Consider the following 25,729-nt stretch of genomic DNA (forward strand, 5'->3'; position numbering starts at 1 on the left):
GCTTTCTTGTGTATAGGCTTATATTCCAATATATGAAGGAGAGCATGCAGTGTATGCTGTCTGATGCAACAAAAAAAAGCGCATGGTTCTTAGACCATACGCTTATCACTTGCGGATTACCTTCGCCCTCTTCGGGATATTCCTCCTGAGCCTATTCGAGTCTTCGGTTTGGTGTAGGATTTCTTCGGCGAATCGAATAATCCCCCGCCGCTTTCGCCGCGCTTGATCGATCCGCGGTCTCCGCTTGAAGTCGGGTTCCGTTTAAAGAGGCTTCCTCCCGTACCAACGGCATCCTGACCCCGGCGTGTAATCTTTCCGCTTCGGTCAACCGTCAGGGGAGGAGCTATTTTCTTATCCTGACTTGTCGGCTTCTTATAGTTGCCCTGCTTCGGTTTATACACATCTTTGCTTGTATACCCGCGGTAACCGCCGCCTCCACCCATCGAATCGAATAAATTTCCGATCAGCACAGCGGTTAAATACCCCTGCAGGAAACTTGAGTCATAATTGCGCTGAACATATTCCTTGGAATCAATCTCAATCAACGTATCGGTTGGCTTCTGTGGATCCTGCTGCAAATGGTAATACTCATCACCGTATACCAGAAACATCCGCTCGGTATCCTCCGGAGACGATTGGTCCGGCGTATTGGCGGCCATCAGCTCACCGGCTACCTCGGGTACGCTTTTATCGGCTGCCCGGTATACGTAAGACGTTGCGTTCCCGTCCCGGTTGACGGATTCCAGCGGATAGGTATCTTTAATATTCGGTGCTCCGCATCCGGCTAATAAGGATACAAACAGACTCAGCACCAATATCATTTTTATGGATAAAAAAGAGCGTTCCTTCATGCCACCACTCCTAAGTCGCCCGGATAACTCGAACGTCCCCCGGTATCACTTTCTCGCCTTCATACAACATAAACCGCCCATTCTGCCATTCGATTCGCAGCAGCTTGTAATCATCCGATTGATATTGCCACACATGCTGCTCACCGCTCTGCGTAAATGCGGTACGGCCAGTTATCGAAACATGTCCGCCATATTCTTCCTCCAGATGAAACACATGATCGTCCAGATCGAGGATTGATGGCACCTCGTCCGGCGAGTCCAATCGTCCATCGATAGGCGAATATAACGCATACTGAACCGTCTCACGTTCTTCAATATGAAGATAAGCTATGGTGCTGCCATCCTGAAGTGTCAAGACTACCGCATTGCGGCCCCGATTATGAACGCGCCCCGTAACCTCATAGGTAACCAAGGACACTTCGCATATATCGCCCGGCGCCAACTGCAGCATGTTTTTCTCTGCTTTGGGTGGTTCTGGCTTCGCAAATAAATTGCCGATTCTTTTCCACATACTCATCTTTCCTGTCCCCTATCTTCTTTATGCGTTCTACAAGCAAGCGGTAATAATTAACGCACCGACCACATGCAGCGAGCCTGCAAACAGTCCGTAACCTGTCTTGCCCTCGCGTGTGCCTTTGTCCAGGTTCAGCTTGCCGAAATTCCGCAGCATAAGCTCTGTCAATGCTTCGAGTACAAACAGAATGATAAACGAAATGATGGATACCACAACGGCTTCCAACAGATGATATGACGTTCCGATCGACACGGATAAAATATACCCTTGTGCAATCAGTTTCAGAATCAGTCTTGTGGTTACTGCCATATTGCCCGCTTTCACTTCTTCAAGATCGTTATACTTGGTGAACAGAGAATCCACAAACATCAAAACGAACAGCAGCAGCCCGCCGACAGCTGTCCAGAGTAAAACACGCAAGATCATATCGAAATCCATCTCTAATCCTCCACATTCAACATACAAAAACTCTAATCGACCCTTCAGTGAGTCAAGCCGTCTTTAGAGGTTGTTTCCTTATATATCCTGTCAAACAAAAGCGAAGGAGAAGCACGGCTGTATTCAGCCCTGCTGTTTCTCCCTCGCCCCCTACACTATTTACATGTCTTACAGGATCCCATTACTTGTTCTCGTATTGTTTCATCAAAGCTGCAAGCTCATCCTCAACGACTTTGTCTTTGCCGAGGTTCTCAAACTCTTCGTCCAGAGATTTCTCACGGGTCGACATTTCATTGCTTGCTTCCGCACGGGCTTCCATGGCCAGCATCTTCTCTTCCATCCGTTTCAATCCGGCGGAAGCTGTGTCCGAGCCAAATCCGTTCATCGCTTTGTTAATCTCGGTTTGAGCTTTGGCAGCGTTATAACGGGCTACCAGCGTCTCACGTTTGTTCTTCATCGCGGTAAGCTGCTTACGCATCTCTTCCAGCTTGGCACGCAGATTGTCTGCCGCCAATTTGTTCTGATCATAACTTGCTTTGTACTCGTCACGTTTGGCTTCAGCAGCCTTCTTCTCTTCCAGCGCACGACGGGCAAGCTCAACGTTTTGAGCTTGTGCTGCCGTATGAGCCTGCTGCGTGCGTTTTTCCACGAGTGCAGCCTGTTCTTCATAAAGTGCTTTAAAGCGTTTCTCGATGGCAATTTGCGAAGCTACCGCTTTCTCGGCATCCTCAAGATCTTCCGTCATATCCCGAATGTACTGATCGGTCATCTTAATCGGATCTTCCGCCTTGTCGATAATGGCGTTAATATTGGACATGGTCAAATCGCGTAATCTCTTAAATATGGACATCGTTCTCTTCCTCTCGCTTTCACTTTAAAATGACTGGTATATGATTAATACTTACGTTGCATGATCCAAAACGTTTCAAAATATTTTTTAGTATCCGCGTTCATATGGTTTTGGCACCTTCTGTCCCCCATCAAGCGCCTTGGCTGCATGAACAGCCCAATATGGATCCCGAAGCATGCCTCTGCCGATCGCCACCAGATCCGCCTTGCCCGACAAAATCACTTCCTGCGCAGCATTGTAATCGTCAAGCAATCCTACGGCAATTACAGGCACTTTCAGCAGCTGCTTAAATTCAGCAGCCAAATCCACTTGATATCCAGGCTTCGCTTCCGGACCGCCATTCGAGCCGACAGGCCCTTCGCCCCCCGAAGAGATATGGAAGATGTCGACACCGGCATCCCGATAACGCTTGCAGATTTCGGCACAGTGCTGAACGTCGTAACCGCCGTCCACATACTCTTTGGCTGACACCCGCATGATAATGGGCATGCCTTCAGGAAGAACCTCCTTGACGGCTTCGACAACCCGCTCCCCAAACAGAGGAAGATCCTGGCCATACTCATCACTGCGCTGATTGGTGAGCGGCGAATGGAACTGATGAATCAAGTACCCGTGGGCGCCATGGATTTCAACGGTATCGAAACCTGCCTCGACAGCTCGCCGAGCCCCTTCTCTAAAGGCTCGAATGAGCTCCTCCACCTCGGCGCCGGACAATGCCCTCGGCATTTTATAATGAGAACTGAACGGAATGGCGGATGGTGCCACGGATGGCTCAGCATCCTGTGCTTTTCTTCCGGCATGGCCCAGTTGAATTCCGATCTTGGTTCCATAGGAGTGCACCGTCTCCACAATCTTGCGATATGCTGGAATCTGATCATCACTCCATATCCCCGTATCCTGATTGGTAATGCGGCCGTCAGGATGAACCCCTGTCATTTCCACGATAATTAAACCGGTACCGCCTACAGCACGGCTGACATAATGGACAAAATGCCAATCATTCGGAATCCCGTCCTCTGCTTTCACGGAATATTGACACATCGGTGGCATAACGATTCGGTTCTTGAGAGTCAGGTTCTTAAAATTGTAGGGTGTAAACAAGTCTGCCAAGCGATTATCTCCTTCCATATCCAAATGATCATGATGTAATTAAATCCGTTACGGGTTATTATACACCTTTTCGCAGGGAAAACTAAAAAACAGCGGTTTCCCATATTGAGGATAATTGTCTGTTCAGATGGGTATACCATACAAAAAAGCTAAAGGGGCCGATCGTGATGTTCAAACGAAACCGAGCAGGAAGCTTCCTGCTGTGGATGATGTTAATCTTTTTAATCCTGCCGATAAACCCGGCAAATGGGTCCGATTTACATAATCCTTCGCTTCACCACCAAGAGACTTCCGTCATGTCGGAGTCGGGTCAAGCTGTGGATCACTCCAAGCGAACGAAGAACAAGAATGCCGGAGAACCCCTGACGCTGAGTCAATTGCTCAGAAAGTACCCGGATACCTTTCGCTCCAGCGGCCCCCGGATCAAACAGATCGCTCTGACCTTCGATGATGTGCCGGATCCGCGATTTACCGGGAAGGTACTCGATGTGCTGAAGGAATATGATGTGAAAGCCACCTTCTTTGCCGTGGGGGATCGAGCCAAGAAGCACCCCGACCTTGTAAAACGAATCCATGATGAAGGCCATTCCATTGGTAATCACTCCTACAATCATGCCCAGTTGAACAAACTGAGCCTGGATAAATTCAAGAGCCAAATTGAACGAACCAATACCATTTTGAAATCGTTGACCGGAGTAAATCCCCGGCTCATCCGTCCACCTTATGGTGATATTAATGAGGAACAGCTTCAATGGGCGCGCAAGAACGGATATAAAGTCGTGAACTGGAATGTCGATTCCCTCGACTGGAAGGGGCTTAACAAGGAAGAAGTCAAGAAAAACGTTCTGTCAGCAGTCGGGCCCGGTGCCATTGTGCTTCAGCATGCCGGCGGAGGCGTGGGGTCAGATCTGAACGGTACCGTTGAGGCACTGCCGGATATCATTACAGAGCTGCGAAATCGAGGATACAGCTTCGTCACCTTACCCGAGATGTTGAGTGTATCTGAGTCCAAATAAAGATTACGTAGAAGCAAAAAGACGGCTGCCCGGGATAATTCCAGGAAAGCCGTCTTGAATATGCTATAAAGTCAAATACCATTATTCGATGATGAACAATTTGATGTCTTGAATTCCGAATTGCTTAACGGAGGATTGTGAGCCAGGGATGAAAATGTCGATTTTGTTTCCTTTAATGGCACCGCCGATATCACGGGCTTCTGCTACAAATGCTTTCTTCGGAAGGCCGGGATGTTCGTGTCCTGTTACAAGTACTTTGGTTCCCAGCGGGATGACCTTAGGGTCAACCGCGATGGTTCCCAGCTCGAGGGAATTCCCGAAATAATCGACCGCACCCCATTTGCCATTCTCGCTTGCAGCAGCAGAATACGCTGTAGCTTTCACGGACAACGTCTTGCTGTAATTAAACGTTTTACCCCATGCTTCAACTACTTTGCTCTCAGGCGAAACGTTCAAGCTGGGCGTAAAACCGGTTGTTCCGGGAGCGATGGGAGCAGCAGAAGCCGTCGAGTTCATCGATACCGAACCGGGGATGGTGATTTTGAGACCCGGATATATATTCTTCGCTTCAATTTTTGGATTGGCATTCATCAGCTTGTCCATATTCACGCCGTACTGTTTGGACAAGAAGTAGAAGGTATCACCGCTCTTCGCAACGTGCACGGAGCTGGCATGTGCCTGCATTCCGCCTCCGGCAAAAGTCAGGCCAAGTGCAACGGCTGTAATAGTGAACCATTTTGCTGTTTTTCCAGCGATCTTGTTATTGTTGAGTCCTCGATTGATTTTCCATGATTTCATTTGTTGTAACATCTAAGATGCCTCCCTTTATGTAGCTTGTTCATTCGGATGAAGTATGTCAACGAACATGAATATATCACAAATTTGTAACCTATACTGCAAGAAATTGTTACCAATAAACAAACAAAAACAGCGTCAACGCCTGAAAAAATCAGGTTTGACGCTGTTTTCGTCTGTTACGATTCAGATATAAAAGTTACAAAACCTTGCTTAAAAACTCTTTTGTACGCGGATGTGTCGGGCTGCCGAACAGCTGGTCCGGCGTGCCTTCCTCAACAATTTTTCCGCCATCCATGAACAGGATTCGGTCCCCCACTTCGCGTGCAAAGCCCATCTCATGCGTAACGATGATCATTGTCATGCCACCCAGTGCGAGTTTCTTCATGACCTCCAGCACCTCACCGACCATCTCGGGATCGAGAGCCGAGGTAGGCTCGTCAAACAGCATCACATGCGGCTGCATCGCAAGCGCTCGCGCAATCGCGATTCTCTGCTTCTGTCCGCCGGACAGCTGTGAAGGATAAGCGTCTTTCTTATCCTGCAGACCAACAGACTTTAGCAGCTCGTCTGCAGTAGCTTCCGCCTCCTTGGCAGAGACTCCTCTTACTTGAACAGGAGCCAATGTGATGTTATCGATCACTTTTTTGTGGGGAAACAGATTAAACTGCTGGAATACCATCCCCATTTTCTCACGGGTAGCGTTAATATTGTGATTCTTGGCAGTGATGAGTTCGCCCTCGAACGAAATTTCTCCGCTAGTCGGCACCTCAAGCAGATTAAGACAGCGCAAGAACGTACTTTTGCCGGAGCCGCTGGGTCCGATGACAACCACGACTTCTCCCTTTGCAATTTCGATGTCGATGCCCTTCAATATCTCCAGCTTGCCAAACGATTTATGAAGTTCCTTAACGGTTATCACTTGCACTCAACTTCCTTTCCCAGACACCCAGAAGCTTCGAAAGAACGAATGTCAATATAAAGTAGATCATGGCGGCCACAAGCAGCGGATTCAGCGGGGCAAAGGTTGAACCGCGCAAAATCTGAGCTTGGTACATAATATCGTATACCCCGATGAACGATACGATGGAAGATTCCTTAATAATAACAACAAATTCATTACCGATCGCAGGCAGGACACCCTTCAGTGCCTGAGGCAAAATAATGTGACGCATCGCTTTGCCCCTCGTCATCCCGAGCGAGCGTGCAGCCTCCAATTGACCGCGGTCCACGCCTTGAATGCCGGCACGAAATATTTCAGCCAAATACGCGGCGCTATTGATAGACAGCGTGAGAATACCGGACTGAATCGGAGAGAACTTAATATCGAATGCAGCCAAGCTGTAATGTATGATAAACAATTGAACCAGCATCGGCGTACCGCGGATTATCTCAATATAAGCGGTCGCCAGGAACTTCAGGATTTTCACGCCCGACATACGCATGAGGGCAATAATCAAACCGAGAATGAATCCGAAAAATACCCCTAAGGCAGAAATCAGTAATGTAAACTGAATACCCTTCGCATAATAATCGCGATATTTCCAGAAAAATTCGAATGTATTCAGATTCTCGGTCGTACGTCCTGCCGCCAAATCACTGGCCTCGTCGACAAACTTCTGAATCTGGTTGTTCTCCTTCAAACGCTCCAGTGTAGCGTTGATGCTGCTGAGCAGCTCTTCATTCCCTTTGCGGACCCCGATGGCATAAGAATCGTTCTCAGCCGTTGGCTTGGCATCCGTGATGGCCATAGTCGCTTCATCCATATTCGTCTTGGCAATCGGATATTCAGCTAGGACAACATCCACCCGTTCAGATTCCAATTGAAGCAGCAAATCCGGTATTTTATCCAGTGAGACCACATTCGCTTTAGGAATGGTTTTGGCGATGGATTCCTGAATGGAGCTCTTCTGAACCCCGATCCGGGCTCCCTCGAGGCTTTCAAGTGTGTTAAACTTCAGCGCATCTTCCTTGCGCACCACCACGGACTGCTCCGCGGCATAATAAGGCTCCGAGAAATCGATGCTTTTTCTGCGTTCTTCCGTCGGATTCATGCCCGAAATAACAAAATCCACACGACCGCTTGTCAGTTCAGGCAGGAGTGCATCAAAGGAAGTATCCTTGATGATTAACTCAGCGCCCAGATCCTTGGCGATTTCCTTCGCAATGTCGATATCAAATCCGACGATGGTATCCACACCGTCTATCGTTTTATGGAACTCATAAGGTGCATAATCGGCACTCGTACCGAGAATCACCGTTTTCTTCTCACCCTCTGCATGGACGATACTGCCAAAAGACAGCACGACCACCATGAACAGAGTCATCCACGCTGTAAATTTACGTTTCATATGTTTCGTTTCTCCCCTAACTGTTACGGATAAATACATCAAATAAATAAATGCAACTGAGTCATTATAAAACATGGTGCATGAATATGCAATGAAAATTCATGGATTTTCATACAAGCTTACGCTGACCCTATTTTTCTTCATTGCATGCTTGTCCTATTTTAATACAACGGTTAATTAATCATTCACAAGAGCCGCTTATGTATCCTCGGATTCGTTGTATGTGTGAATAACTTTAATTATATGAAAGGTCCACTCATGAAATGTGATGAACTTCCATAACTACCCAGAGAACATCCATGTGCATACCCTCTGATCCATATTTTATCTCGCTGCACCTATATATAGAAATAGGTCTTCGGATTCACTCCTTATGCAACTGGCACTCAAATGAATATTGCATAATCCAACCGTTCACATCCCATCTTATAAATACGTATAGATCCTATGCCCGATTATCATCTCCTGCCGTCAACTCTCTGTCTGTCTCTGCTTCCATGATTCATGCAAGCTTGCGGCTGGTTATTAATTAGCTATAGCTATACTCATATAGGAGGTGTACCCATGCTGTTAGAAGCACTGTATCATGTTCCAAGAGATAAATGGGCTTATGCATATGATACCTATACTATTCATCTCAGGATTCGAACCAAGAAGAATGACATTGATTCCGTTGTTGCTATGACCGGCGACAAATATGACTGGGACCGTACGTACTTCGAGATCACCATGGAAAAGGCTGCCTCTGATGAGATGTTTGATTACTGGGAGTGCGGAGTCAGGCCAAAATACAAAAGATTATCTTACGGATTCCGGATCCATGCCGGAGATGAGACGGTTTATATGGTGGATAGCGGGATCGGATGGGATTACCCTTACCCGCCTGCGGGTTACTTCGAATTTCCGTACATACATGAGGTTGATGTGTTCAAAGTCCCGGAATGGGCTAAAGAAGCTGTGTTTTATCAAATTATGACAGAGCGCTTTGCCAACGGGAACCCGGCCATCAACCCTGTCGGAACAGAAGTATGGGGCGGCAAGCCGGAAGTGGATAATTTCTTCGGCGGCGACCTGCAAGGTGTGCTGGATCATCTGGATGATCTGGTTGAGCTGGGCATTAATGCGATTTATTTTACCCCCCTCTTCCTCTCCCCCTCCAACCATAAATACGACACGGTCGATTATAAACAGGTGGATCCGCAATTCGGCGATAATGAACTGCTGAAGAAGGTTGTGGATACTTGTCACAGCAAAGGAATTCGAGTCATTCTTGATGCGGTATTCAATCATTGCAGCGAAGAGTTCCCGCCTTTTCAGGATGTGCTGAAGCATGGCAAAAACTCTCCATATGCCGAATGGTTTCATGTCAATCAATTTCCCTGCGAGGTAAAAGATGGCATCCCGACCTATGATACCTTCGGCTTCTATGGAAATATGCCTAAATTCAATACCGCCCATCCAGAGGTTAAGGAATACTTGCTGGGCGTAGCCGAATACTGGATCAAGGAGATCAAGCTGGACGGTTGGCGCCTTGATGTCGCCAACGAAATTGACCATCATTTCTGGAGAGACTTCAGACAAGTCGTCAAGAAGGCCAATCCTGAAGCTTATATCGTGGGAGAGGTATGGTCAGACTCCTTAATCTGGCTGGCCGGTGACCAGTTCGATTCGGTGATGAATTATCCTTTTGCTGATAAAGTGCTCGAATTCTTCAATGGCAATATGGATGGGCTCACTTTTGCTAACCGTATCGGATCCATTCTGATGCGTTACCCCCAGCAGACCAATGAAGTGGTCTTCAATCTGCTGTGCAGCCATGATACTCCTAGGCTGCTCACGCGCGTGGGAGGAGACACCCGGCGCATGAAACTCACCGTTGTATTCCTGTTCACTTTCATGGGAACTCCCTGTATTTTTTATGGCGATGAAGTCGGATTAACCGGAGATGGAGATCCCGATTGCCGCAAATGCATGGAATGGAATCCCGAAAAACAAAACCTTGAGCTGTATGAATTTTATCGCAGCATGATTGCACTACGAAAAAAGCACAAGGCTCTCAGGCAGGGTCGTTTTCGCTTCCTCCAAGCCAATCTTCATGACCCATGCATCGTATACGAACGTGCAGATGATCAATTGCATTTTATCGTCTGGATGAACAACAGTGACTCCTATCGTACCTTGTCCCACCCCATCGTCACTACCGATTGGTTTGATGCGCAAACCGAAGAATCCGTAAAGCCGGTAAACGGAATCATGCATGTTGATTTGGAGCCTTACGGGTACCGTATACTGTGCCGTCGCCTCAAACCATAATCTGTTGTTGTAAATGGCGATCAACCTCGCTGAGCTGTAGAAAGTGCCACCTCACAAAACGTATACCCAGTTGTCACAAAGGGGTACCTGGATAGCGGAAATCTCAAGCTATCCAGGTACCCCTTTATCAATGCCTTGTCCTATCGGCTGGAAATTTGATGGTATATCTCTTGATACTCCTTCGCCGATACGCTCCAGCTGTAATCCCCGCTTAATGCGTTCTTGCTCACTTTGCGCCAGTGTTCCGGCATGCGGTATATCGATGTCGCCCTGCGAATCGTGTTCATCATGTCATGCGCATTGTAATCCTTGAAAGAGAACCCGTTTCCTTCACCGGTGTATTCGTTATAGGCATGCACAGTATCATTCAAGCCACCCGTTTCACGCACGATCGGCACGCTGCCGTAACGCATGGCAATCAGTTGGCTGATCCCGCATGGTTCAAATTTCGATGGCATCAGAAACAGGTCGCTGCCTGCGTAAAATCGCCGGGATAATGGTTCATTGAACCTGATTTGGGCTGACATTTTGTTCGAATACCGATTCGCCGCTTCCCGGAACCAATGCTCATAGGAAGGATCTCCCGTTCCCAGGACAACAAATTGAATCTCATCGTAATACAGCAGCTCATCCAGAATGCGGATTACGAGATCGAGTCCCTTGGAATCAACCAGACGGGTTACCATCGACATTAACGGGATGTGTGGTGCCACCGGCAGATTCAATTCTTCCTGCAGTGCTATTTTGTTCTGTGTTTTCTTGTTCAGTCCACTCCGGTACTTCACGGCCAGATGCGGATCGGTAGCCGGATTGTAGCTCTTGGTATCAATCCCGTTTACAATGCCGCTCAGCCTTGAACCTTGTGCTGACAAGAGCCCGTCGAGTCCATATCCATAATAACCGGTTTGAATCTCGGAAGCATAAGTCGGACTCACCGTCGTGACATGATCTGCGTAGACAATGCCAGCTTTCATGAAATTCACGTTGCCGTAATACTCTACGCCATCCGCCTTAAAATAACGGCTGTGGATTCCCAGCAGATCAACCAATACCTCATACGGGTAAACGCCCTGATACAGGAGATTATGGATCGTGAATACCGTTCGAATCCCTGCGTAGAAAGGATTATGACGATAGACATCCTCAAGGAGCAGTGGAACCATCGCGGTATGCCAATCGTGGCAATGAAGCACGTCCGGCTGGAAATCGATGATCGGCAGTATCTCGAGCACCGCACGGTTAAAGAAGGAGAAACGCTCGCCATCATCCATATAACCGTAAATACCGTCACGGCCAAAATAATACTCGTTATCAACAAAATAAATCGTTACACCGTCCTCAACCAAGGACTCGATACCGCAATATTGCTCACGCCAGCCTACCCGGACCCGGGTTTCTCCAACAAACAGCATGCGTTCCCGATACTCCGCAGGGATGCCGCGATATTTCGGCAGCACAACCCGAATATCCTCGCCCATGCCACGAAGTGATTTGGGTAATGCAGCGATGACGTCCGCCAATCCGCCTGTCTTGATGTATGGTCCACATTCTGATGCCGCAAATAACAATTTCAATCCTGCTTCCCCCTTTGGCTCCGTTTGGTTTTGCGAACGGTCTTCTCTTTTGCTGCTGCCGCCTTCAGCTGTTCTTGCTCCGAATCTTTCGTTTTCCTCGAACGCGGCGGTTTTTTCTTTAAAACGACCATGCTTAATGGAGGCAGCTTGATCTCCAAGCTATGGTTTTGCTCGTGCCAGGCTTGCTTCTCCGCTTTCATATCGCCGTCGTTCAGCAGTCCGGCGCCTCCGTAATCGGTATGATCTGAATTCAGTATTTCCACGTATTGCCCGGCTCTTGGCAAACCGATCCGATATTTGTCATATGCTCGGGGCTGAAAGTTAATGACGATGATCAGCGTATCTCCGGGCTTGGTCCCTTTCCTCATGTACGCTATAACACTCTGGTTGTTATCATTGGCACAAAGCCACTGGAAGCCATCCATGACATGATCCTGTTCCCACAGCGCCCTTTCGTCCACATACATAGCGTTTAGCGCTGCCGTAAAAGCCTGCTGTTGGCGGTGGCTTTCATAATCCAGCAGCAGCCAATCGAGCTGCTCCTCATCCTTCCATTCGATGAACTGACCGAATTCCCCGCCCATGAACAACAATTTCTTGCCAGGCTGCGTCATCTGATAACCAAGTAAAATGCGTAATCCGGCAAACTTCTGTTCATAACTGCCAGGCATTTTATTGAGCAGCGATTTTTTGCCATGGACAACCTCGTCGTGAGAAAGCGGCAATGTAAAATTTTCCGAATAGGCATAACAAATGGGAAATGTTAGTAAATTATGTTGGGTAGGCCGCAACACATACTCCTGCTCCACGTAGGACAGTGTGTCATTCATCCAGCCCATATTCCATTTGTAATTGAACCCCAGTCCGCCTTCGTGCACAGGGGCGGTTACCCCTGGCCATGCGCTGGATTCCTCTGCCATCATCAAGGCATGGGGATAATAGCTAAACACCGCTTTATTCAATTTCTGCAGAAAGGATATCGCTTCAAGATTTTCCAAGCCCCCCCGTTCATTAGGGCTGAACTGACCCTCGGACTTCTCAAAATCAAGGCGGATCATGCTTGTAACCGCATCAACACGAAGTCCATCAATATGATACATATCCATCCAAAATAAAGCATTGGAGATGAGGAATGAAATCACCTCAGGCTTGGCATAATCGAAAGACAGCGTTCCCCAGCCCGGTTTCTCCGCTTTTTGCGCATCGCCGTATTCATATAGCGGTGACCCGTCAAACTGGCGAAGTCCGTGGGCATCCTTGGCAAAATGCGCGGGCACCCAGTCCAGCAGCACGCCGATACCGGCTTGATGCAGCTGGTCTACCAGGTACATGAAATCATGGGGACTGCCGTATCTGCTAGTCAGAGCATAAAACCCGGTTCCCTGATACCCCCATGAGAGGTCGTAGGGATGTTCGGCCAGCGGCATAAATTCCACGTGGGTATAACGCATATCCAGCAAATAAGGAATAAGCAGATCCGCCATTTCACGGTATGTAAAGAAGGAGCCGTCCTCCTTTTGCCGCCAGGTTCCAAAATGCATTTCATATATGTTCATCGGCTTGCTGTAAGGTGATGTATTCTTCTTTTTCCACAGGGCATCGTTCCACTGATATCCAGACAGATCCGTAACTACCGATGCAGTAGCAGGCCGTAGCTCCGCATGAAACGCATAGGGATCCGCCTTTAGGAACGTTTCACCGAATGATCCAGTAATCTGGTATTTGTAAAAAGTTCCAGTCTGCATACCGGGGAAAAACCGACTCCAAATTCCTGAATCGGGTATCCTATATAACGTGTCATGGGTGCCATCCCAGCCGTTCCACGCTCCCGCAAGACCAACCTGCCTTGCGTGGGGAGCCCATACCGTAAAACGCACGCCCTCTTGCCCATCTTCTACGGCAACGTGTGCGCCCATACATTGATAACTGTGAAACCAGGTTCCTTCATGAAATAAATACACTTGTTCCGGAGTCATGTTTCCTTCCCTAACTGCTTGATTCAATTGTCGTCACCTGCTTTTTCTTAAAAATCCATTATTATTAATGTTATTACCCCATTCTTACCATGTTGAAAATAAAAAATGTAACCCATCAATAAATTTGTAATTTTCAAAATACTTTTTCAATATAATCGTTTCAAACCCCGGGAATGTCGTTTATGTAATGTACAACGTGAAAATACATTGGGAGGGAAACGTGATGAAGAGAAAAGACTGTATTGCTATGCTTCTGGCCGGAGGAGAGGGTAAAAGATTAGCCCCCCTTACGTCCAAGCTGGCAAAACCCGCTGTTCCATTCGGCGGACACTACCGTATAATCGATTTTCCTCTCAGCAATTGTGTGAACTCTGGAATCGATACCGTTGGAGTACTTACACAATACGAGGCAGAATCATTACACGAACATATCGGCGAAGGTGAACCCTGGGGACTAACACATACAGAACACGAAGGTATTGCGCTGCTTCCGTCAAACAACATAGATCAAGAAGGCTACTTAGGAACAGCAGATGCCATTTATAAAAACATTCCTTACATCGATGAACAAAATCCGGAGCATGTGCTCATACTGTCTGGTGACCACATTTATCAGATGGATTATCGGGAAATGCTCGATGCTCATATGAAACAAGGTGCACCTGCGACAATTTCTGTCATGGAAGTTCCTTGGGAAGACGCCAGCCGTTTTGGTGTTATGAGTGTTGACGATAACCTGAATATCATTGAATTTGCTGAAAAACCGGCAAAACCGGAAAGCAATCTTGCATCCATGGGCATTTATTTGTTCCGATGGGACTACCTGAAGCAGCATCTAATGGAGGACGCAGCCGACCCGAACTCCAGCCATGACTTCGGGAAGGATGTGATCCCTAAAATGCTGTCCGGAGAGGAGCCATTGCTGGCGTTCCGTTTCCAAGGCTACTGGCGTGACGTTGGCACCGTAGAGAGCTTATGGGAGGCACATATGGATGTGCTCAGCCAAAATGAGCTTGTGCTTGAGAGAGCCGATTGGCCGATGTACACCCGTGCTTGGAAAACCAAACTTACCGCAGCTCGTACCCGTAATGCGGAGCATACGGATTGCCTCATTCACGACCAATGCACCTTTGAAGGAAAAGCCAAGAGCTCTGTTGTATTCTGCGGTGCAGAGATCGGTAAATATTCCATCGTGAAGGACAGCGTGGTGATGCCCAATGCCAAGATTGGCAAAGGAGTCCATGTTGAGCATGCCATCATCGGCGAAGGAGCCATCATCAAGGATGGAGCCGTTGTAAAAGGCGCTCCCGGCAACGTGGTTGTGGTGGGACCGTATGAGACGGTGCTACCGAAACCAACCGTACGTACCCAGCCGTCCCGTCTGCTTCAGGATGTGTATGAAAAAGGTCGTATGCGTGCCAACGTTTCTTCATCCTAGCCTTCCCTCATACCATGGAAATGGGGTCAGCAGTGATAATCTCCCCCTTCCTCCTTTATAAAAAAAGCGATCCCGTAAGACGGATCGCTTTTTCTCATGTATGTTGCCCTGCTGACTTTTTCTTAAGCGCGTGCGACTTACAGATTTTATATAGTTAGCTGGTTGAGATTAACCAAAAGTCTTCTCATATAAATTCACGAACCGACCGCCCATATCCTGCTCGGCCACGAATTGAAATCCCTGACGCTGATAAAATTGATTCAGTGTAGGCAGATGCGAAACGCAATCCAGTCGGAAGCCCCGTCTGCCCTTTGATAACAAATACGCCTCCGCAAACGAGATCATCTTCGCTCCGAGCTCAAGTCCCCGGTAGGAGGAGCGTACGGTTAGCCGATGCAGATACCCGAAACCCGGATCGTCCCGATCACCCCAATACGCAGCATCTCCGTACTGAAGGGTGAACATGCCAGCAGCTTCCCCTTCATGCCACAGAATAAACACCTCTCGCTCTGCCAAGTACTGCTGCATCAATTCCAGGGAAAAGAGCGATGGGCTCCACTGCCTCCGTCCTTCCTGCTCCATCACTTCGGCTGCCTCCTTGAGCAGAAGCAGCATCTCCCCTGCATTCTCTTCCTCTGCGAGTCCCAGCTCAAAGCGACCCCTCCCGGTTGAAAACGTTGCTAACGCCTTATATCCCACTCTCCTGCACGCTCCCTTCTAAAAAAAGCTTTGCCGGTCACCCGGCAAAGCTTAAGCGCTCGGTCCGGCCAGATCGTCCTCGCCGTTCTCCAAACCACCAGCCATGGGAATTTTCCCTTCCGGCAGCGGAAGTTTGACGATCACGGAGGTTCCTTGTCCAAGCTCACTCTCCATCTCCATCGCTCCCCCATGAAGCTCTATGAGCTGCTGGGTTATGGCGAGTCCAAGTCCTGTTCCGCCATTCAATGGGTTTACCTGGAAGAATCGGTCTTTGACCCGTCTAAGATGCTCATCCGATATGCCAATACCATGATCCTTGACGGTGACAATTACGAATTTTTCCTCTATGGTGAAGGATAAATTGATCGCACCGTTCTCATGCGAGAACTTGACCGCATTGTCCACGATATTGAGAAACACCTGTTTTAAGCGGTTGGCATCCCCGTAGATGATCGGTTTTTCGTCGGACACCAATTTGATCTGGATGCCCTTCTTCTCGGCTTTGGTCCACAGATTGAGCATGATCTCCTGCAGAAGCTCGCGTAAGTTCACGATCCCCTTCACAAGTTTCATTTCATTTTGCTGCAGCTTCGAGAAGTCGAGCAACTCCTCTACGAGGCCAATCAACCGATCGGTTTCCTTGGTGATAATCTGCATTCCGATTTTTGTTTCTTCAGGATCGTAACCGCCGGAGTCAAGCGTTTCGCTCCAGCCCTTGATGCTGGTGAGCGGTGTGCGCAGCTCATGCGATATCGATGAGATAAAATCATCCTTTACCTGATTGCTTCGCACAATCTCCTGAGCCATATAGTTCAAGGTGGAGGATAACTCGCCAAGCTCATATTTATAATCGCCCTTGATCCGCACGTTAAACTTGCCCTTGGCCATCTGGGCGGATACCGTTGTGATATTGTTGAGCGGCTTCACAATGGAGTTAGCCAGCCCAATGCTGAATGCCAGGACAATGGCAAGCACGGCCGCTCCGATGCTGATCGCAAACAGCGTCATTTTCATCAGTTTATCGTTAATGTACTCAAGCGATGTCACGTAACGAAGCACATAGGTGTTCTCAAAACCGTTCGAAACCGTTTGGGATACGGCCATGACGATCTGACCGGTACCCTGCTGCTTGCCGATCCAGCGGCTCGTATTGCCGGCAAGCGCTTGAGTGACATCACTGGTTTTGATCGTCTGCTCCAAATCGAAACCGGTCGAGGTGGTGAGGACTTGCCCCGCAGGATTCAATATTTGAAGCTCCGTATTATACAATTCAAAATGACGGAGCATCTCGCTCAACTGATTAACATTATCCGCCGAGGTCAATCGAAAGGGCTGATAAAATTCGTTGGCGGTGTGAATATGGTTTGTCATATGGTTGTATACCGTATCGTAATAATACGTTCGTACTGCGATAAGAAAAATAACCTCAATCAGCAGCAACGCAATGAACACTACGAGAAAGTAGTGAAGCACGATTTGCCGCCGAATGCCTTTTTTGATGATCATTGTCCCTGACCCTTCCATTTATAGCCATGACCCCATACCGTCTGGAGGTATTCCGGCTCGGAAGGATTGCCTTCGATTTTTTGGCGCAGTCTCCGAATGTTCACGTCCACGATTTTGGGATCACCCATATATTCTTTGCCCCATACATGATCCAGCAGTACATCACGGCTAAGCGGCGTGTTTTCTTTCTCCAGGAAGAACTGCACCAGCGAGAATTCGGTCGGCGTCAGCTCCACTGGCTGCCCGTTCTTCTTAAACTGCTTGGAGATCAGATCCAGCGTGAATGGACCTGATTGAAAGGATACCTTAGCGGTTCCCGCTCGCTGAACATTCACCCGTCGGAGGAGAGATTGCAGCCGCGCAATTAACTCTGTCGGACTAAACGGTTTGCTGACATGATCATCGGCTCCGACTGAAAGAGCATATACCTTATCCTGCTCCTGGACTTTCGCTGTCAGGAAAATAATGCCGATTCGCTCGTTCGTTTCCCGAATCCTGCGGCACACTTCAAAACCGTCAATTCCCGGAACCATCACATCGAGCAAGGCGATATCGATATCTGGCGTCGTTTGCAGCATACGAAGGGCTTCATTGCCGTCTCCTGTCTCCAGAACGTCAAAGCCGTTTCGTTTGAGATTGATTACAATAAAACTGCGGATTGATTCTTCATCTTCTAATATAAGCACTTTACTCAAGGTCTAGTTCCCCTTTCTTTCGATAGGAGCCACATTATTGCTGCTTGGCTTTTTATCTTTTTTACTCAGCTTCAAATCTCCGTGACTCCGGTAAGCGATCACGCGGTTCTTCTCTTTCACCAAAATCTCCCAATCAGATTCTGCTTTGCCCCACTGGGCCATCGTGAAGAATTTAATCTCAGCGACCGATTCGCCCGTGTCCGTCAAGACAAAATTCAAATAAGCATTTTTGTTGGATTCCGGTGTGATGGTGATCTTCTGATACATGTCCGGCGGAAAGTCCAGATAAAAGCGATTATCCATGTCATAGTATCTTTGAAGTACAAATTGCAGGCCTTCCCGTTCGCCGCTCTCGCGAATTTCCCCGTCCCACTGGAAGTAGGTGGTAAAGAACGGGATCTCATCCACGATAAGCCGATCCTCCCAGCCGCTTGGTCTCGTAAGAACACCAAACTCCAAAATCCCGTCATCATTCACGTCTTCGCTCTCTACAGGCAGTTCCTTGTAGGTAAGCAGTTCGTCCTGAAGCACGTCAATAAACTTGCTATCTTCCATAATGATGATTTTGGAATACGAGGAGTTGGATACAACGGAAGCGTCCAGGATGATACCTTCTTTGTTTTTGGCCACTTTACCTGCGACAACATTGTAATAACTTTCAATATTTGGCCCAAGATCCAGCTTGTTAAGCTCTACAAAGGCATCTTCAAACTTATCATACTGATAGGTGCTGATATACGATAACTCCTTCTGCTGGAGATAGACAACCGTGATATCCTTGACCTTGTCACCATTCATATCACCAATATTAAAGTGCGTGTACGGCAAGGCAGGCACTTTTTCCAGCGAATCCCCGGAGAATGAATACACGGTCAGCAAGTTTTGGAGATTCTCTTCGCCGCGGGAGAAACCAGCTACGATATCAACCTTGCCGTCATTCGTGAAATCAACGAAATCAAACGATTCCAGAACCGTCCCTTCCCCGTCAAAATCCAGCTTCTTCACCCATGTATCACCCTGCTGCTGCATGATCATGCCATGGATCTTAACTTCTTCATCCGGCGTCTGATAGAAGACAACCGCTTCCAGAATGCCATCATTGTCCAGGTCATGGATTCGGATCGAACTGCTGTCCACGTCACTTCGCGGCCGGATAATGGCTCCGTTGTCCAGCTTAAGCTTCTGAAGTGCAGACTGGATGGCACCATTCAGTGTCGCTTTATCCGTCGGCAAATCCGGTTTCTTCATTAAGGAGACTGGGTCCTGAATGAACGTGCAGCCGCTTATGATCAATAGTAACAAGCCCGATAAGAGGGCTTGCATCACTCTGTATTTCAATAAGTATCAACTCATTTCTATACATTCACCCAGATATAAGGGCAAACGATAATTACAGTCTTGACTTCTCACCATGCGTTAAACGTCTCCCGGTTACATCCACTGCAAGCTGCCCGCCCGCAAGACCCATGATGCGGGTGCAATATTTCTCGGCAAGCTCCAGGGGGATAACGGTAAATACCGTTAAACGTTCTTCTTCACACAATGTTTTAAGGGTCTTCAACACGTGTTCGGCCGAGGCCGGATCGAGCCCCGTCACCGGTTCGTCGGCCAATATAACCTTGGCCCCGTGGACCAGTGCCCGTGCAATGGCAATTCGCTGCTTCTCGCCGCCGCTGAGCTCGCCTGCCTTGCGCTTAGCCTTGTCCAATAAACCAAGATGCTCGATTGTATCCATGGCCCCCATATAATCATCAGATCGAACCATCCCCGTAACCATTCGCCACATCGGCGTTTGGCTGGATTGCCCGATCAATACGTTCTTAAGTGCGGTACGATTTACATTTAAGGCCGGGTTCTGCTCAAGATAAGCCCATTCCCGGCGAATCCTCCGTTTTCCAGCAGGATTCATCATATCTTCGCCATCGATGGTTAACTTGCCGCCATCCCATTTTTGCTGCATGGAGAGGCAGCTCATCATCAGACTTTTTCCGCTTCCGCTTGCACCGATCAGACCGATCATTTCCCCGTGTTCCATCTGAAAAGTAATATCCTTTAACACCGGTGTGCGGTCAGGGCCCATCGTTTTCTTCAGGCGATCCACTTTAATCATGTTATCGTCTCTCCCGTCAAGTGCATATTCCTACTCTCTAGTTTAGAAGAAAGCGAAAGCAATTGCCATGAGAACACATGTTTCTATTTCTGTGGAGATACAGATTTGACTTTAAACCATAAACCCGTACACGCAAACAAAATATACAAGCCTCCGAGCAGAACAAATATGCCTCCGTTCCATCCGGTTTCCATAATCGCCCCGCCGGCATTAGGACCTGCTATGCTGCCCGCATTAAAGTGAAAGGAAGCCACCACGTTTGCTGCCGGCAGCAGCACTCGAGGAAGTATATCGGCAGCATAAGCCAGCCCAAGCGAGAAGAACGATCCGACCAATCCTCCCGCCAGAGTTAACAATACTAATATTGCCCAGAAATTCGTTCCTGCCACCGGTATGAGCAAGAAACAGCACCCGCCCACGATCCCGGCGATGGTCAGCACCCGTTTCCGTCCGAATTTGTCGCTCCATATTCCGAGTGGAAGCTGCAGCAGGAGTCCGCCGATCCCGACAAAAGGCAGCAGGGCCGAGATCTCGCCTAAAGTGAATCCGCTTCTTAATCCATATACAGGGAAGTTGCTGTTAATCCCCGCTTTCATGTACCCGTACAAAAAAGCAGGGATTAATGCAAACCAGGCCAAGCGGTAGCTTTTGAGATACCGGCCTCCAGGCTGCTGTTCCCCGTTTTCGCTTTTTTCCGGCTTCAGATTCGGGAGCTTAAAGAGCACAACCAACAGAATGAACAAGAACAGTACCGCCAGGATCAGAAACGGTACCGCTTCGCCATATTTTAATAGAGGAATGCCCAGCGGCCCAATACTAAATCCCAGTCCGTACGACATGCCGTAGAAGGATATGCTCCGCCCCCGGTTTTTAGGCGTTGACATCATGAGCACCCAGAGCTGTGCGGCATAATGAAGGGCACTGTCGCCAATGCCGACAAGCACCCGGAGCACAAACCAGACGGCCACACTCGGTATTAATGGAAATGCGACAAGCGACAGCATGACCAGAACGAGCCCGGACACAATCAACTTTTTGAAGCCGACCCACCCGAGAACCCTCTCGGCCACCAGCGTCATCGCAAAGGATCCAACGTATAGTGCGGCTGCATTCAATCCGTTCATGGATGAGGAGATGCCCATCCGTTCCAAAAATATAGCCAGTACCGGCAGTAACAGTCCTTGGCTTAAGCCCGCCGCAACCACGACGGCAATTAATATAAAATAATGAGTTCTCCCTTGACGGGGGTTTACAACTTCTGCCACTGCAATATAGTCCTCCTCTAATGTGAAAAAACGATGAATTTAAACAGTCAGATGAACATTATAGTGGACAAGCCCAATCGATACAAGCCATAATAAGAACAATGCCATCAATTGGGAGGGTATCTGTGTAATGAAGTACAAAGTTAGTATTGATGTATCCATGGTGTACGAGCTGCTGGGCAGCTTCATGATATATGCAACAAGAAAATGGACCGATAACCTGGATATCGGAAAGCAGCTTATTACCGAGATGGACGAACGTTTGCCTCAGCAGGTGCGCGTCCAGTTCAGTGGAGCCCGTTTATGGCCGCTGGCCGATTATGACGTATTATATGCCCTGATCATGCTTAGGGGAGAACATGAGGAGATTCCGGATTTTCTTGAATGGATTGAATCATCCCCTGTGGAAGAACTCCATGGTCTGCTGCAGCCGCATTTGCCGTCCCTGTCACTGGATGAAATCTCTAGAATCCGAGCAGACTACACACCACTCATGAAACTCTGGTATGAGCATTATTTTTCCAATGTGGAACGGGATTTGTATCATTTGCTGGAGGAAGATGCCGAGGAAAAACGGATGCTTCTTCCCAAAATGGACGACGAGAACCTGATCGAATACGCCTCAAGCGGCGTTATCCTGGACGATGTGCGGCAGGAACATGTGGTCTTGTTCCCCGGAACTCATTTTCGCCCGATCAATACCTATTGCTTCTATGAAAATGTACTCCTGCTCCAATATCCGATCGATATCCCGGAGGAAGAGGAAGATGAACCCCCCGTTGTGCTCCTGCGCATGACAGAGGCGCTTGCGGATCCGGAACGTCTCCGTCTCCTGCGATATATTGCGGACGAGCCGAAGGCCGTATCCGAAATGGCAACTGAACTGGGGCAGCCTTATGAAGATCTGATGCATCATTTAATGATATTGAGGGCGGCAGGTTTGCTGCGCTCCCATCTGAAATCCGAAAATAACGAAAGATTCAGCCTGCGACCGGATGGAGCATCCGAACTGCAGATGTTCCTGGAGACCTACATTCGACTTTCATAGCAAGAAGGAGCGTACCATGAGCCAAACATCACAGCATATTATTTTCGACATGGATGACACCTTGATTCACTGCAACAAATATTTCGATCTGATCCTGGGTGATTATTTCGAGTGGATGACCGAATGGTTCCAGCAGTATGGTGTAACTACTCAGGATATCCGTACCAAACAGATGGAAATCGACGTAGCCGGCGTGGATAAGATGGGATTCGCAAGCGTTAACTTCCCCAAATCCCTGATCGCTACGTATCATTATTTTAGCAAGGTTCACGGAAGAGGAAGATCTCCAAAAGAAGAGGAGCTGCTCTTCAAATTAGGTCTAAGTGTGTATGATCAGGAAATTGAGGCTTATCCCGGCATGATTGAGACATTGGAGGAGCTTCGGGATGAAGGACATCAATTGTACCTGTACACCGGTGGAGAATCCAAAATTCAGACACGTAAAATCGAACAAATGAAACTAGCGGAGTATTTTAATGATCGTATCTATATCCGTCAGCATAAAAATATTACGGCCCTGGAAGAAATCCTGAGCCTGGGAACATTCGACCGCTCCGACACGTGGATGATCGGCAACTCGCTTCGCACGGATGTGGTGCCGGCTCTAACGGCTGGTATTAATAGCATTTATATCAAGCAGCAGCGAGAGTGGCAGTATAATCTGGTGGAGCTGAAACAAGAACCCCATAATGTGCTGTACACCGTTTCCGCCTTAACCGAGGTGCCTGAAGTCATTCAGGAGCATTTAAATTAAACCAAATAAAACCGAGCCGCTCAGGACAGCATCCTGAATTGGCCCGGTTTTTTGCTTTACTCTACATGACAACCCTTACTTCACGGACGCGCTTGTATCCTCTGCCTGTACGGATAGCTTTCCATTACCGTCGGCAGCCAGCACAATCCTGCCCTTATACGTGCTGCCATCATCATTTTTAAAAGATAATACCTGGGTTTTGCCTTGAAGCAGCAAGGATTTCAGCATCGCATGCGTAACATTCTTGCCCGCAAATTCCTTCCAGATCACATAACTGCAGCCGGTCTTGAAGTTCGCGCAGCCATAACCCTTGCGTCCTTCAATAATCTGCCCGTCACACCCGGGTCTAGGACAGCGCCCTAACGGTGATCGCACGGACGACGCATCGGTTGCTGTCTTAGATTTGGGAGCACTCTTCGCGGGACGCTCTTCGCGGGCGCGAGCCGCGGCATCCGCTTTCCCCGTGCTCCGCTTCCCTCTGCCCTTCGCCTTGTCCTCATCTCCACCGAATAAGGACGAAGGTGCAGGACGCTGCGAGGATACCTTGTTTATGATGGAAATGGTAAACTTCTGCACATTTTGCATGAACACGTCTGCCGAAGCCTCACCCTTGGATATTTGGTTTAGACGCCGCTCCCATTGGCCTGTCATCTCGGGTGAAGCCAGCAATTCTACACCTGCATGCCGGATCAGCTCAACCGCCGTTCTTCCTTTTTGGGTTACGGTGATTTTCTTGCCCTGCATCGTAATATATCCAACCTTTTTCAAACGCTCGATCGTTGCTGCCCGGGTTGCCGGCGTTCCAAGCCCGCTGTCCTTCATGGCATCCCGAAGTGCTTCATCCTCAATGGACTTTCCGGCGCTTTCCATCGCCTTCAGCAAAGTCCCTTCCGTGTAACTCTTCGGCGGCTGGGTCGCCTTTTCTTTCACTTCGGACTTTTTACAGTGAACGGGATGATCGGGAACCAGGTCGAATGAGCGATCGTTCCACTCCTGGGTCTCCTCTTCCTCGTCCTCTTTTCCCTTCTTAGAGGAAGGCTTGGCCTTCTTCTGCTCTTTATCCCGGGTTATCAGCACCTTCCAGCCGAGGGACAGCAGCTCCTTAATTCCGGTCTTAAACGTCTCTCCCTCAACCTCGGTAAGCACCGTATGCTGCTTGTACTTCGCCGGTGGGTAAAAATGCGACAGAAAACGGATGATGACCAGATCATAAATATGCTGCTCCTCCTTGCTCAGCGTGCCCGGACGCTTCAATGTCGGGAGGATGGCATGGTGATCCTCTACCCGCTGCGGATTGCATACGGCTTTGTTGTTGATATTAACACGGCTCGGCTCGGCCCCTTCCGCCATGGAGGCATAGGGGGTCGATTTTAACATATGAAGCGCCTTGTGCATCCCTTCAATGTTCTGTTCATTGACATAGTTGGAGTTGGTACGCGGGTACGAGATCACCTTATGGCGTTCATATAGCGCTTGTGCAAGATCCAGCGTTTTTTTGGCAGAGTATCCGTACTTGGCATTGGCATCGCGCTGGAGAAGTGTCAAATCATACAATTTGAATGGATATTCCTTGGTTTCCTTCACTTCATATTTCGCAATGACACCGTTCTTACCGTTCACCTTGGCAGCGATCGTGTCCGCTTTCTCCTGGGAGGTCAACCGTTCTCCCTGCCATGTCCCGGTATACTCCAGCTTCTCTTGCTTAAACACCGCCAACACATCGTAAAAGGTTTGCGATTCGAAGGCTTCAATCTCCTTCTGCCGATCATAGATAAGAGCAAGAACCGGCGTCTGCACCCGCCCTACGGACAGTAATGTCTGATGACGCGTTGTAAAGGCGCGTGACGCATTCATGCCGATCAGCCAATCCGCTTCACTGCGTGCGCGTGCGGCTTGGGTCAAATACTCGAATTCCACCCCGTCCTTCAGCTCCGCAAAACCTTTGGCAATGCTCTCCGCTGTTAAATCCGATATCCATAATCTTTTTACGGGTTGTCTGAGCTTTAATTGCTGCTGGATCAAGGCGAAAATATACTGTCCTTCCCGTCCCGCATCACAAGCATTTACGATATGGCTGCAGCGCTTGGCTACCTCGCCAATGACCTTCAATTGGTCCTTGGTTTTCGGATTCGGGATGATTTTGAACTGCTCCGGAATGATCGGCAGATCCCGTAAATTCCAGCGTTTATACTTCGGATCATATGCATCCGGCTCAGCAAGCCCTACCAGATGTCCGATAGCCCAAGTTATGATATACTGCTCTCCTTCAAGATATGTACGGTTATTCTTCGCTCGCGGCTCGATTACCGCAGCAATGTTCCGTCCCATATCCGGCTTTTCGGCAATGACCAACGTTTTCAAATGACATTCTCCTCCCCGACCGAGTTGCCCCGTGCGCAGTGGCTAACTCCAAAAAGGACTTCGCT

The 25,729-nt window shown here is 48.5% G+C and carries 22 protein-coding genes; 5 read left to right on the forward strand and 17 right to left on the reverse strand.

Translation table 11 applies throughout. The features are described from left to right. Positions 1–116 precede the first annotated feature (116 nt). The 5 genes from M2277_RS14750 to M2277_RS14770 all read right to left on the reverse strand — a co-directional run bounded on the left by M2277_RS14750 (position 117) and on the right by M2277_RS14770 (position 3,763). On the reverse strand, positions 117–851 hold the full coding sequence (locus M2277_RS14750) for a DUF4247 domain-containing protein (protein WP_036638088.1): 735 nt from the start codon (positions 849–851) through the stop codon (positions 117–119). A 10-nt stretch (positions 852–861) separates the two neighbouring features. Then, the gene (locus M2277_RS14755; RefSeq protein WP_280755050.1) at positions 862–1,368 is read right to left on the reverse strand and encodes a DUF4178 domain-containing protein; all 507 of its coding nucleotides are present in this window, start codon (positions 1,366–1,368) and stop codon (positions 862–864) included. 30 nt (positions 1,369–1,398) lie between these two features. Then, positions 1,399–1,803, reverse strand: a complete 405-nt coding sequence (locus M2277_RS14760; RefSeq protein WP_006209733.1) for a DUF350 domain-containing protein — start codon at positions 1,801–1,803, stop codon at positions 1,399–1,401. 181 nt (positions 1,804–1,984) lie between these two features. Further along, the gene (locus M2277_RS14765; protein WP_006209731.1) at positions 1,985–2,653 is read right to left on the reverse strand and encodes a PspA/IM30 family protein; all 669 of its coding nucleotides are present in this window, start codon (positions 2,651–2,653) and stop codon (positions 1,985–1,987) included. 87 nt (positions 2,654–2,740) lie between these two features. Continuing rightward, positions 2,741–3,763, reverse strand: coding sequence for an NADH:flavin oxidoreductase/NADH oxidase (locus tag M2277_RS14770; protein ID WP_006209730.1), 1,023 nt, complete (start codon positions 3,761–3,763; stop codon positions 2,741–2,743). A gap of 167 nt (positions 3,764–3,930) precedes the next feature. Between M2277_RS14770 and M2277_RS14775 the strand changes: the two genes are divergently transcribed. Continuing rightward, positions 3,931–4,779: a polysaccharide deacetylase family protein gene (locus M2277_RS14775; protein ID WP_006209729.1), complete on the forward strand. Its 849-nt coding sequence runs from the start codon at positions 3,931–3,933 to the stop codon at positions 4,777–4,779. 81 nt (positions 4,780–4,860) lie between these two features. On the opposite strand, the gene M2277_RS14780 is transcribed toward M2277_RS14775, so the two are convergent. The 3 genes from M2277_RS14780 to M2277_RS14790 form a co-directional block, all read right to left on the reverse strand. Then, the gene (locus M2277_RS14780; RefSeq protein ID WP_006209728.1) at positions 4,861–5,589 is read right to left on the reverse strand and encodes a 3D domain-containing protein; all 729 of its coding nucleotides are present in this window, start codon (positions 5,587–5,589) and stop codon (positions 4,861–4,863) included. Between the two features lie 184 nt (positions 5,590–5,773). Further along, the gene (locus M2277_RS14785; protein WP_063479272.1) at positions 5,774–6,496 is read right to left on the reverse strand and encodes an amino acid ABC transporter ATP-binding protein; all 723 of its coding nucleotides are present in this window, start codon (positions 6,494–6,496) and stop codon (positions 5,774–5,776) included. Beyond that, the gene (locus M2277_RS14790; protein WP_006209724.1) at positions 6,483–7,925 is read right to left on the reverse strand and encodes an ABC transporter substrate-binding protein/permease; all 1,443 of its coding nucleotides are present in this window, start codon (positions 7,923–7,925) and stop codon (positions 6,483–6,485) included. The genes M2277_RS14785 and M2277_RS14790 overlap by 14 nt, the downstream gene beginning before the upstream one ends. Positions 7,926–8,489: 564 nt before the next feature. On the opposite strand from M2277_RS14790, the gene M2277_RS14795 reads away from it, so the two are divergent. Beyond that, positions 8,490–10,238: an alpha-glycosidase gene (locus tag M2277_RS14795; RefSeq protein WP_280755051.1), complete on the forward strand. Its 1,749-nt coding sequence runs from the start codon at positions 8,490–8,492 to the stop codon at positions 10,236–10,238. A 140-nt stretch (positions 10,239–10,378) separates the two neighbouring features. Here M2277_RS14795 and glgA read toward each other — a convergent pair whose 3' ends face one another. Both glgA and glgB read right to left on the reverse strand, forming a co-directional pair. Next, entirely contained in the window at positions 10,379–11,812 is a 1,434-nt protein-coding gene (gene glgA / locus M2277_RS14800) for a glycogen synthase GlgA (RefSeq protein ID WP_063479271.1), read from the reverse strand. Next, positions 11,809–13,788 (reverse strand): 1,4-alpha-glucan branching protein GlgB, encoded by a 1,980-nt coding sequence (gene glgB / locus M2277_RS14805; RefSeq protein ID WP_148248811.1) that lies wholly within the window; start codon positions 13,786–13,788, stop codon positions 11,809–11,811. Before glgB ends, glgA begins: the two co-directional genes overlap by 4 nt. A gap of 223 nt (positions 13,789–14,011) precedes the next feature. On the opposite strand from glgB, the gene M2277_RS14810 reads away from it, so the two are divergent. After that, positions 14,012–15,226, forward strand: coding sequence for a glucose-1-phosphate adenylyltransferase (locus tag M2277_RS14810; RefSeq protein ID WP_148247562.1), 1,215 nt, complete (start codon positions 14,012–14,014; stop codon positions 15,224–15,226). A gap of 168 nt (positions 15,227–15,394) precedes the next feature. On the opposite strand, the gene M2277_RS14815 is transcribed toward M2277_RS14810, so the two are convergent. From M2277_RS14815 to M2277_RS14840, 6 genes are all read right to left on the reverse strand, one after another. Continuing rightward, positions 15,395–15,925: a GNAT family N-acetyltransferase gene (locus M2277_RS14815; protein ID WP_006209719.1), complete on the reverse strand. Its 531-nt coding sequence runs from the start codon at positions 15,923–15,925 to the stop codon at positions 15,395–15,397. A 51-nt stretch (positions 15,926–15,976) separates the two neighbouring features. Next, positions 15,977–17,431: a sensor histidine kinase gene (locus tag M2277_RS14820; protein WP_006209718.1), complete on the reverse strand. Its 1,455-nt coding sequence runs from the start codon at positions 17,429–17,431 to the stop codon at positions 15,977–15,979. Next, entirely contained in the window at positions 17,428–18,126 is a 699-nt protein-coding gene (locus tag M2277_RS14825; RefSeq protein ID WP_036638069.1) for a response regulator transcription factor, read from the reverse strand. The genes M2277_RS14820 and M2277_RS14825 overlap by 4 nt, the downstream gene beginning before the upstream one ends. A gap of 3 nt (positions 18,127–18,129) precedes the next feature. Next, on the reverse strand, positions 18,130–19,374 hold the full coding sequence (locus tag M2277_RS14830; protein ID WP_006209716.1) for a VCBS repeat-containing protein: 1,245 nt from the start codon (positions 19,372–19,374) through the stop codon (positions 18,130–18,132). A gap of 142 nt (positions 19,375–19,516) precedes the next feature. Continuing rightward, positions 19,517–20,236, reverse strand: coding sequence for a phosphonate ABC transporter ATP-binding protein (locus M2277_RS14835; protein WP_280755052.1), 720 nt, complete (start codon positions 20,234–20,236; stop codon positions 19,517–19,519). A gap of 83 nt (positions 20,237–20,319) precedes the next feature. Further along, entirely contained in the window at positions 20,320–21,501 is a 1,182-nt protein-coding gene (locus M2277_RS14840; protein WP_280755053.1) for an MFS transporter, read from the reverse strand. A 130-nt stretch (positions 21,502–21,631) separates the two neighbouring features. Between M2277_RS14840 and M2277_RS14845 the strand changes: the two genes are divergently transcribed. Together M2277_RS14845 and M2277_RS14850 are read left to right on the forward strand one after the other, a co-directional pair. Continuing rightward, a complete protein-coding gene (locus M2277_RS14845; RefSeq protein ID WP_006209712.1) occupies positions 21,632–22,549 on the forward strand; it encodes an ArsR/SmtB family transcription factor in 918 nt (305 codons plus the stop codon). 16 nt (positions 22,550–22,565) lie between these two features. Further along, on the forward strand, positions 22,566–23,303 hold the full coding sequence (locus M2277_RS14850) for an HAD family hydrolase (protein WP_006209709.1): 738 nt from the start codon (positions 22,566–22,568) through the stop codon (positions 23,301–23,303). Positions 23,304–23,378: 75 nt separating this feature from the next. Here the strand turns inward: M2277_RS14850 and M2277_RS14855 are convergent, their stop codons facing one another. Further along, positions 23,379–25,664, reverse strand: a complete 2,286-nt coding sequence (locus M2277_RS14855; RefSeq protein WP_063455999.1) for a type IA DNA topoisomerase — start codon at positions 25,662–25,664, stop codon at positions 23,379–23,381. Positions 25,665–25,729 lie beyond the last annotated feature (65 nt).

It is taken from the genome of Paenibacillus sp. LBL, from assembly GCF_029893715.1.
GTDB classification, from domain to species: domain Bacteria; phylum Bacillota; class Bacilli; order Paenibacillales; family Paenibacillaceae; genus Paenibacillus_AQ; species Paenibacillus_AQ glucanolyticus.

Coding starts and splice junctions, on each gene's coding strand:
- M2277_RS14845 (WP_006209712.1), top strand. CDS start 21,632: ATGAAGTACAAAGTTAGTATTGATGTATCCATGGTGTACGAGCTGCTG.
- M2277_RS14780 (WP_006209728.1), bottom strand. CDS start 5,589: ATGTTACAACAAATGAAATCATGGAAAATCAATCGAGGACTCAACAAT.
- M2277_RS14835 (WP_280755052.1), bottom strand. CDS start 20,236: ATGATTAAAGTGGATCGCCTGAAGAAAACGATGGGCCCTGACCGCACA.
- M2277_RS14765 (WP_006209731.1), bottom strand. CDS start 2,653: ATGTCCATATTTAAGAGATTACGCGATTTGACCATGTCCAATATTAAC.
- M2277_RS14790 (WP_006209724.1), bottom strand. CDS start 7,925: ATGAAACGTAAATTTACAGCGTGGATGACTCTGTTCATGGTGGTCGTG.
- M2277_RS14850 (WP_006209709.1), top strand. CDS start 22,566: ATGAGCCAAACATCACAGCATATTATTTTCGACATGGATGACACCTTG.
- M2277_RS14750 (WP_036638088.1), bottom strand. CDS start 851: ATGAAGGAACGCTCTTTTTTATCCATAAAAATGATATTGGTGCTGAGT.
- M2277_RS14795 (WP_280755051.1), top strand. CDS start 8,490: ATGCTGTTAGAAGCACTGTATCATGTTCCAAGAGATAAATGGGCTTAT.
- M2277_RS14755 (WP_280755050.1), bottom strand. CDS start 1,368: ATGAGTATGTGGAAAAGAATCGGCAATTTATTTGCGAAGCCAGAACCA.
- glgB (WP_148248811.1), bottom strand. CDS start 13,788: ATGACTCCGGAACAAGTGTATTTATTTCATGAAGGAACCTGGTTTCAC.
- M2277_RS14810 (WP_148247562.1), top strand. CDS start 14,012: ATGAAGAGAAAAGACTGTATTGCTATGCTTCTGGCCGGAGGAGAGGGT.
- M2277_RS14830 (WP_006209716.1), bottom strand. CDS start 19,374: ATGAAGAAACCGGATTTGCCGACGGATAAAGCGACACTGAATGGTGCC.
- M2277_RS14760 (WP_006209733.1), bottom strand. CDS start 1,803: ATGGATTTCGATATGATCTTGCGTGTTTTACTCTGGACAGCTGTCGGC.
- M2277_RS14820 (WP_006209718.1), bottom strand. CDS start 17,431: ATGATCATCAAAAAAGGCATTCGGCGGCAAATCGTGCTTCACTACTTT.
- M2277_RS14775 (WP_006209729.1), top strand. CDS start 3,931: ATGTTCAAACGAAACCGAGCAGGAAGCTTCCTGCTGTGGATGATGTTA.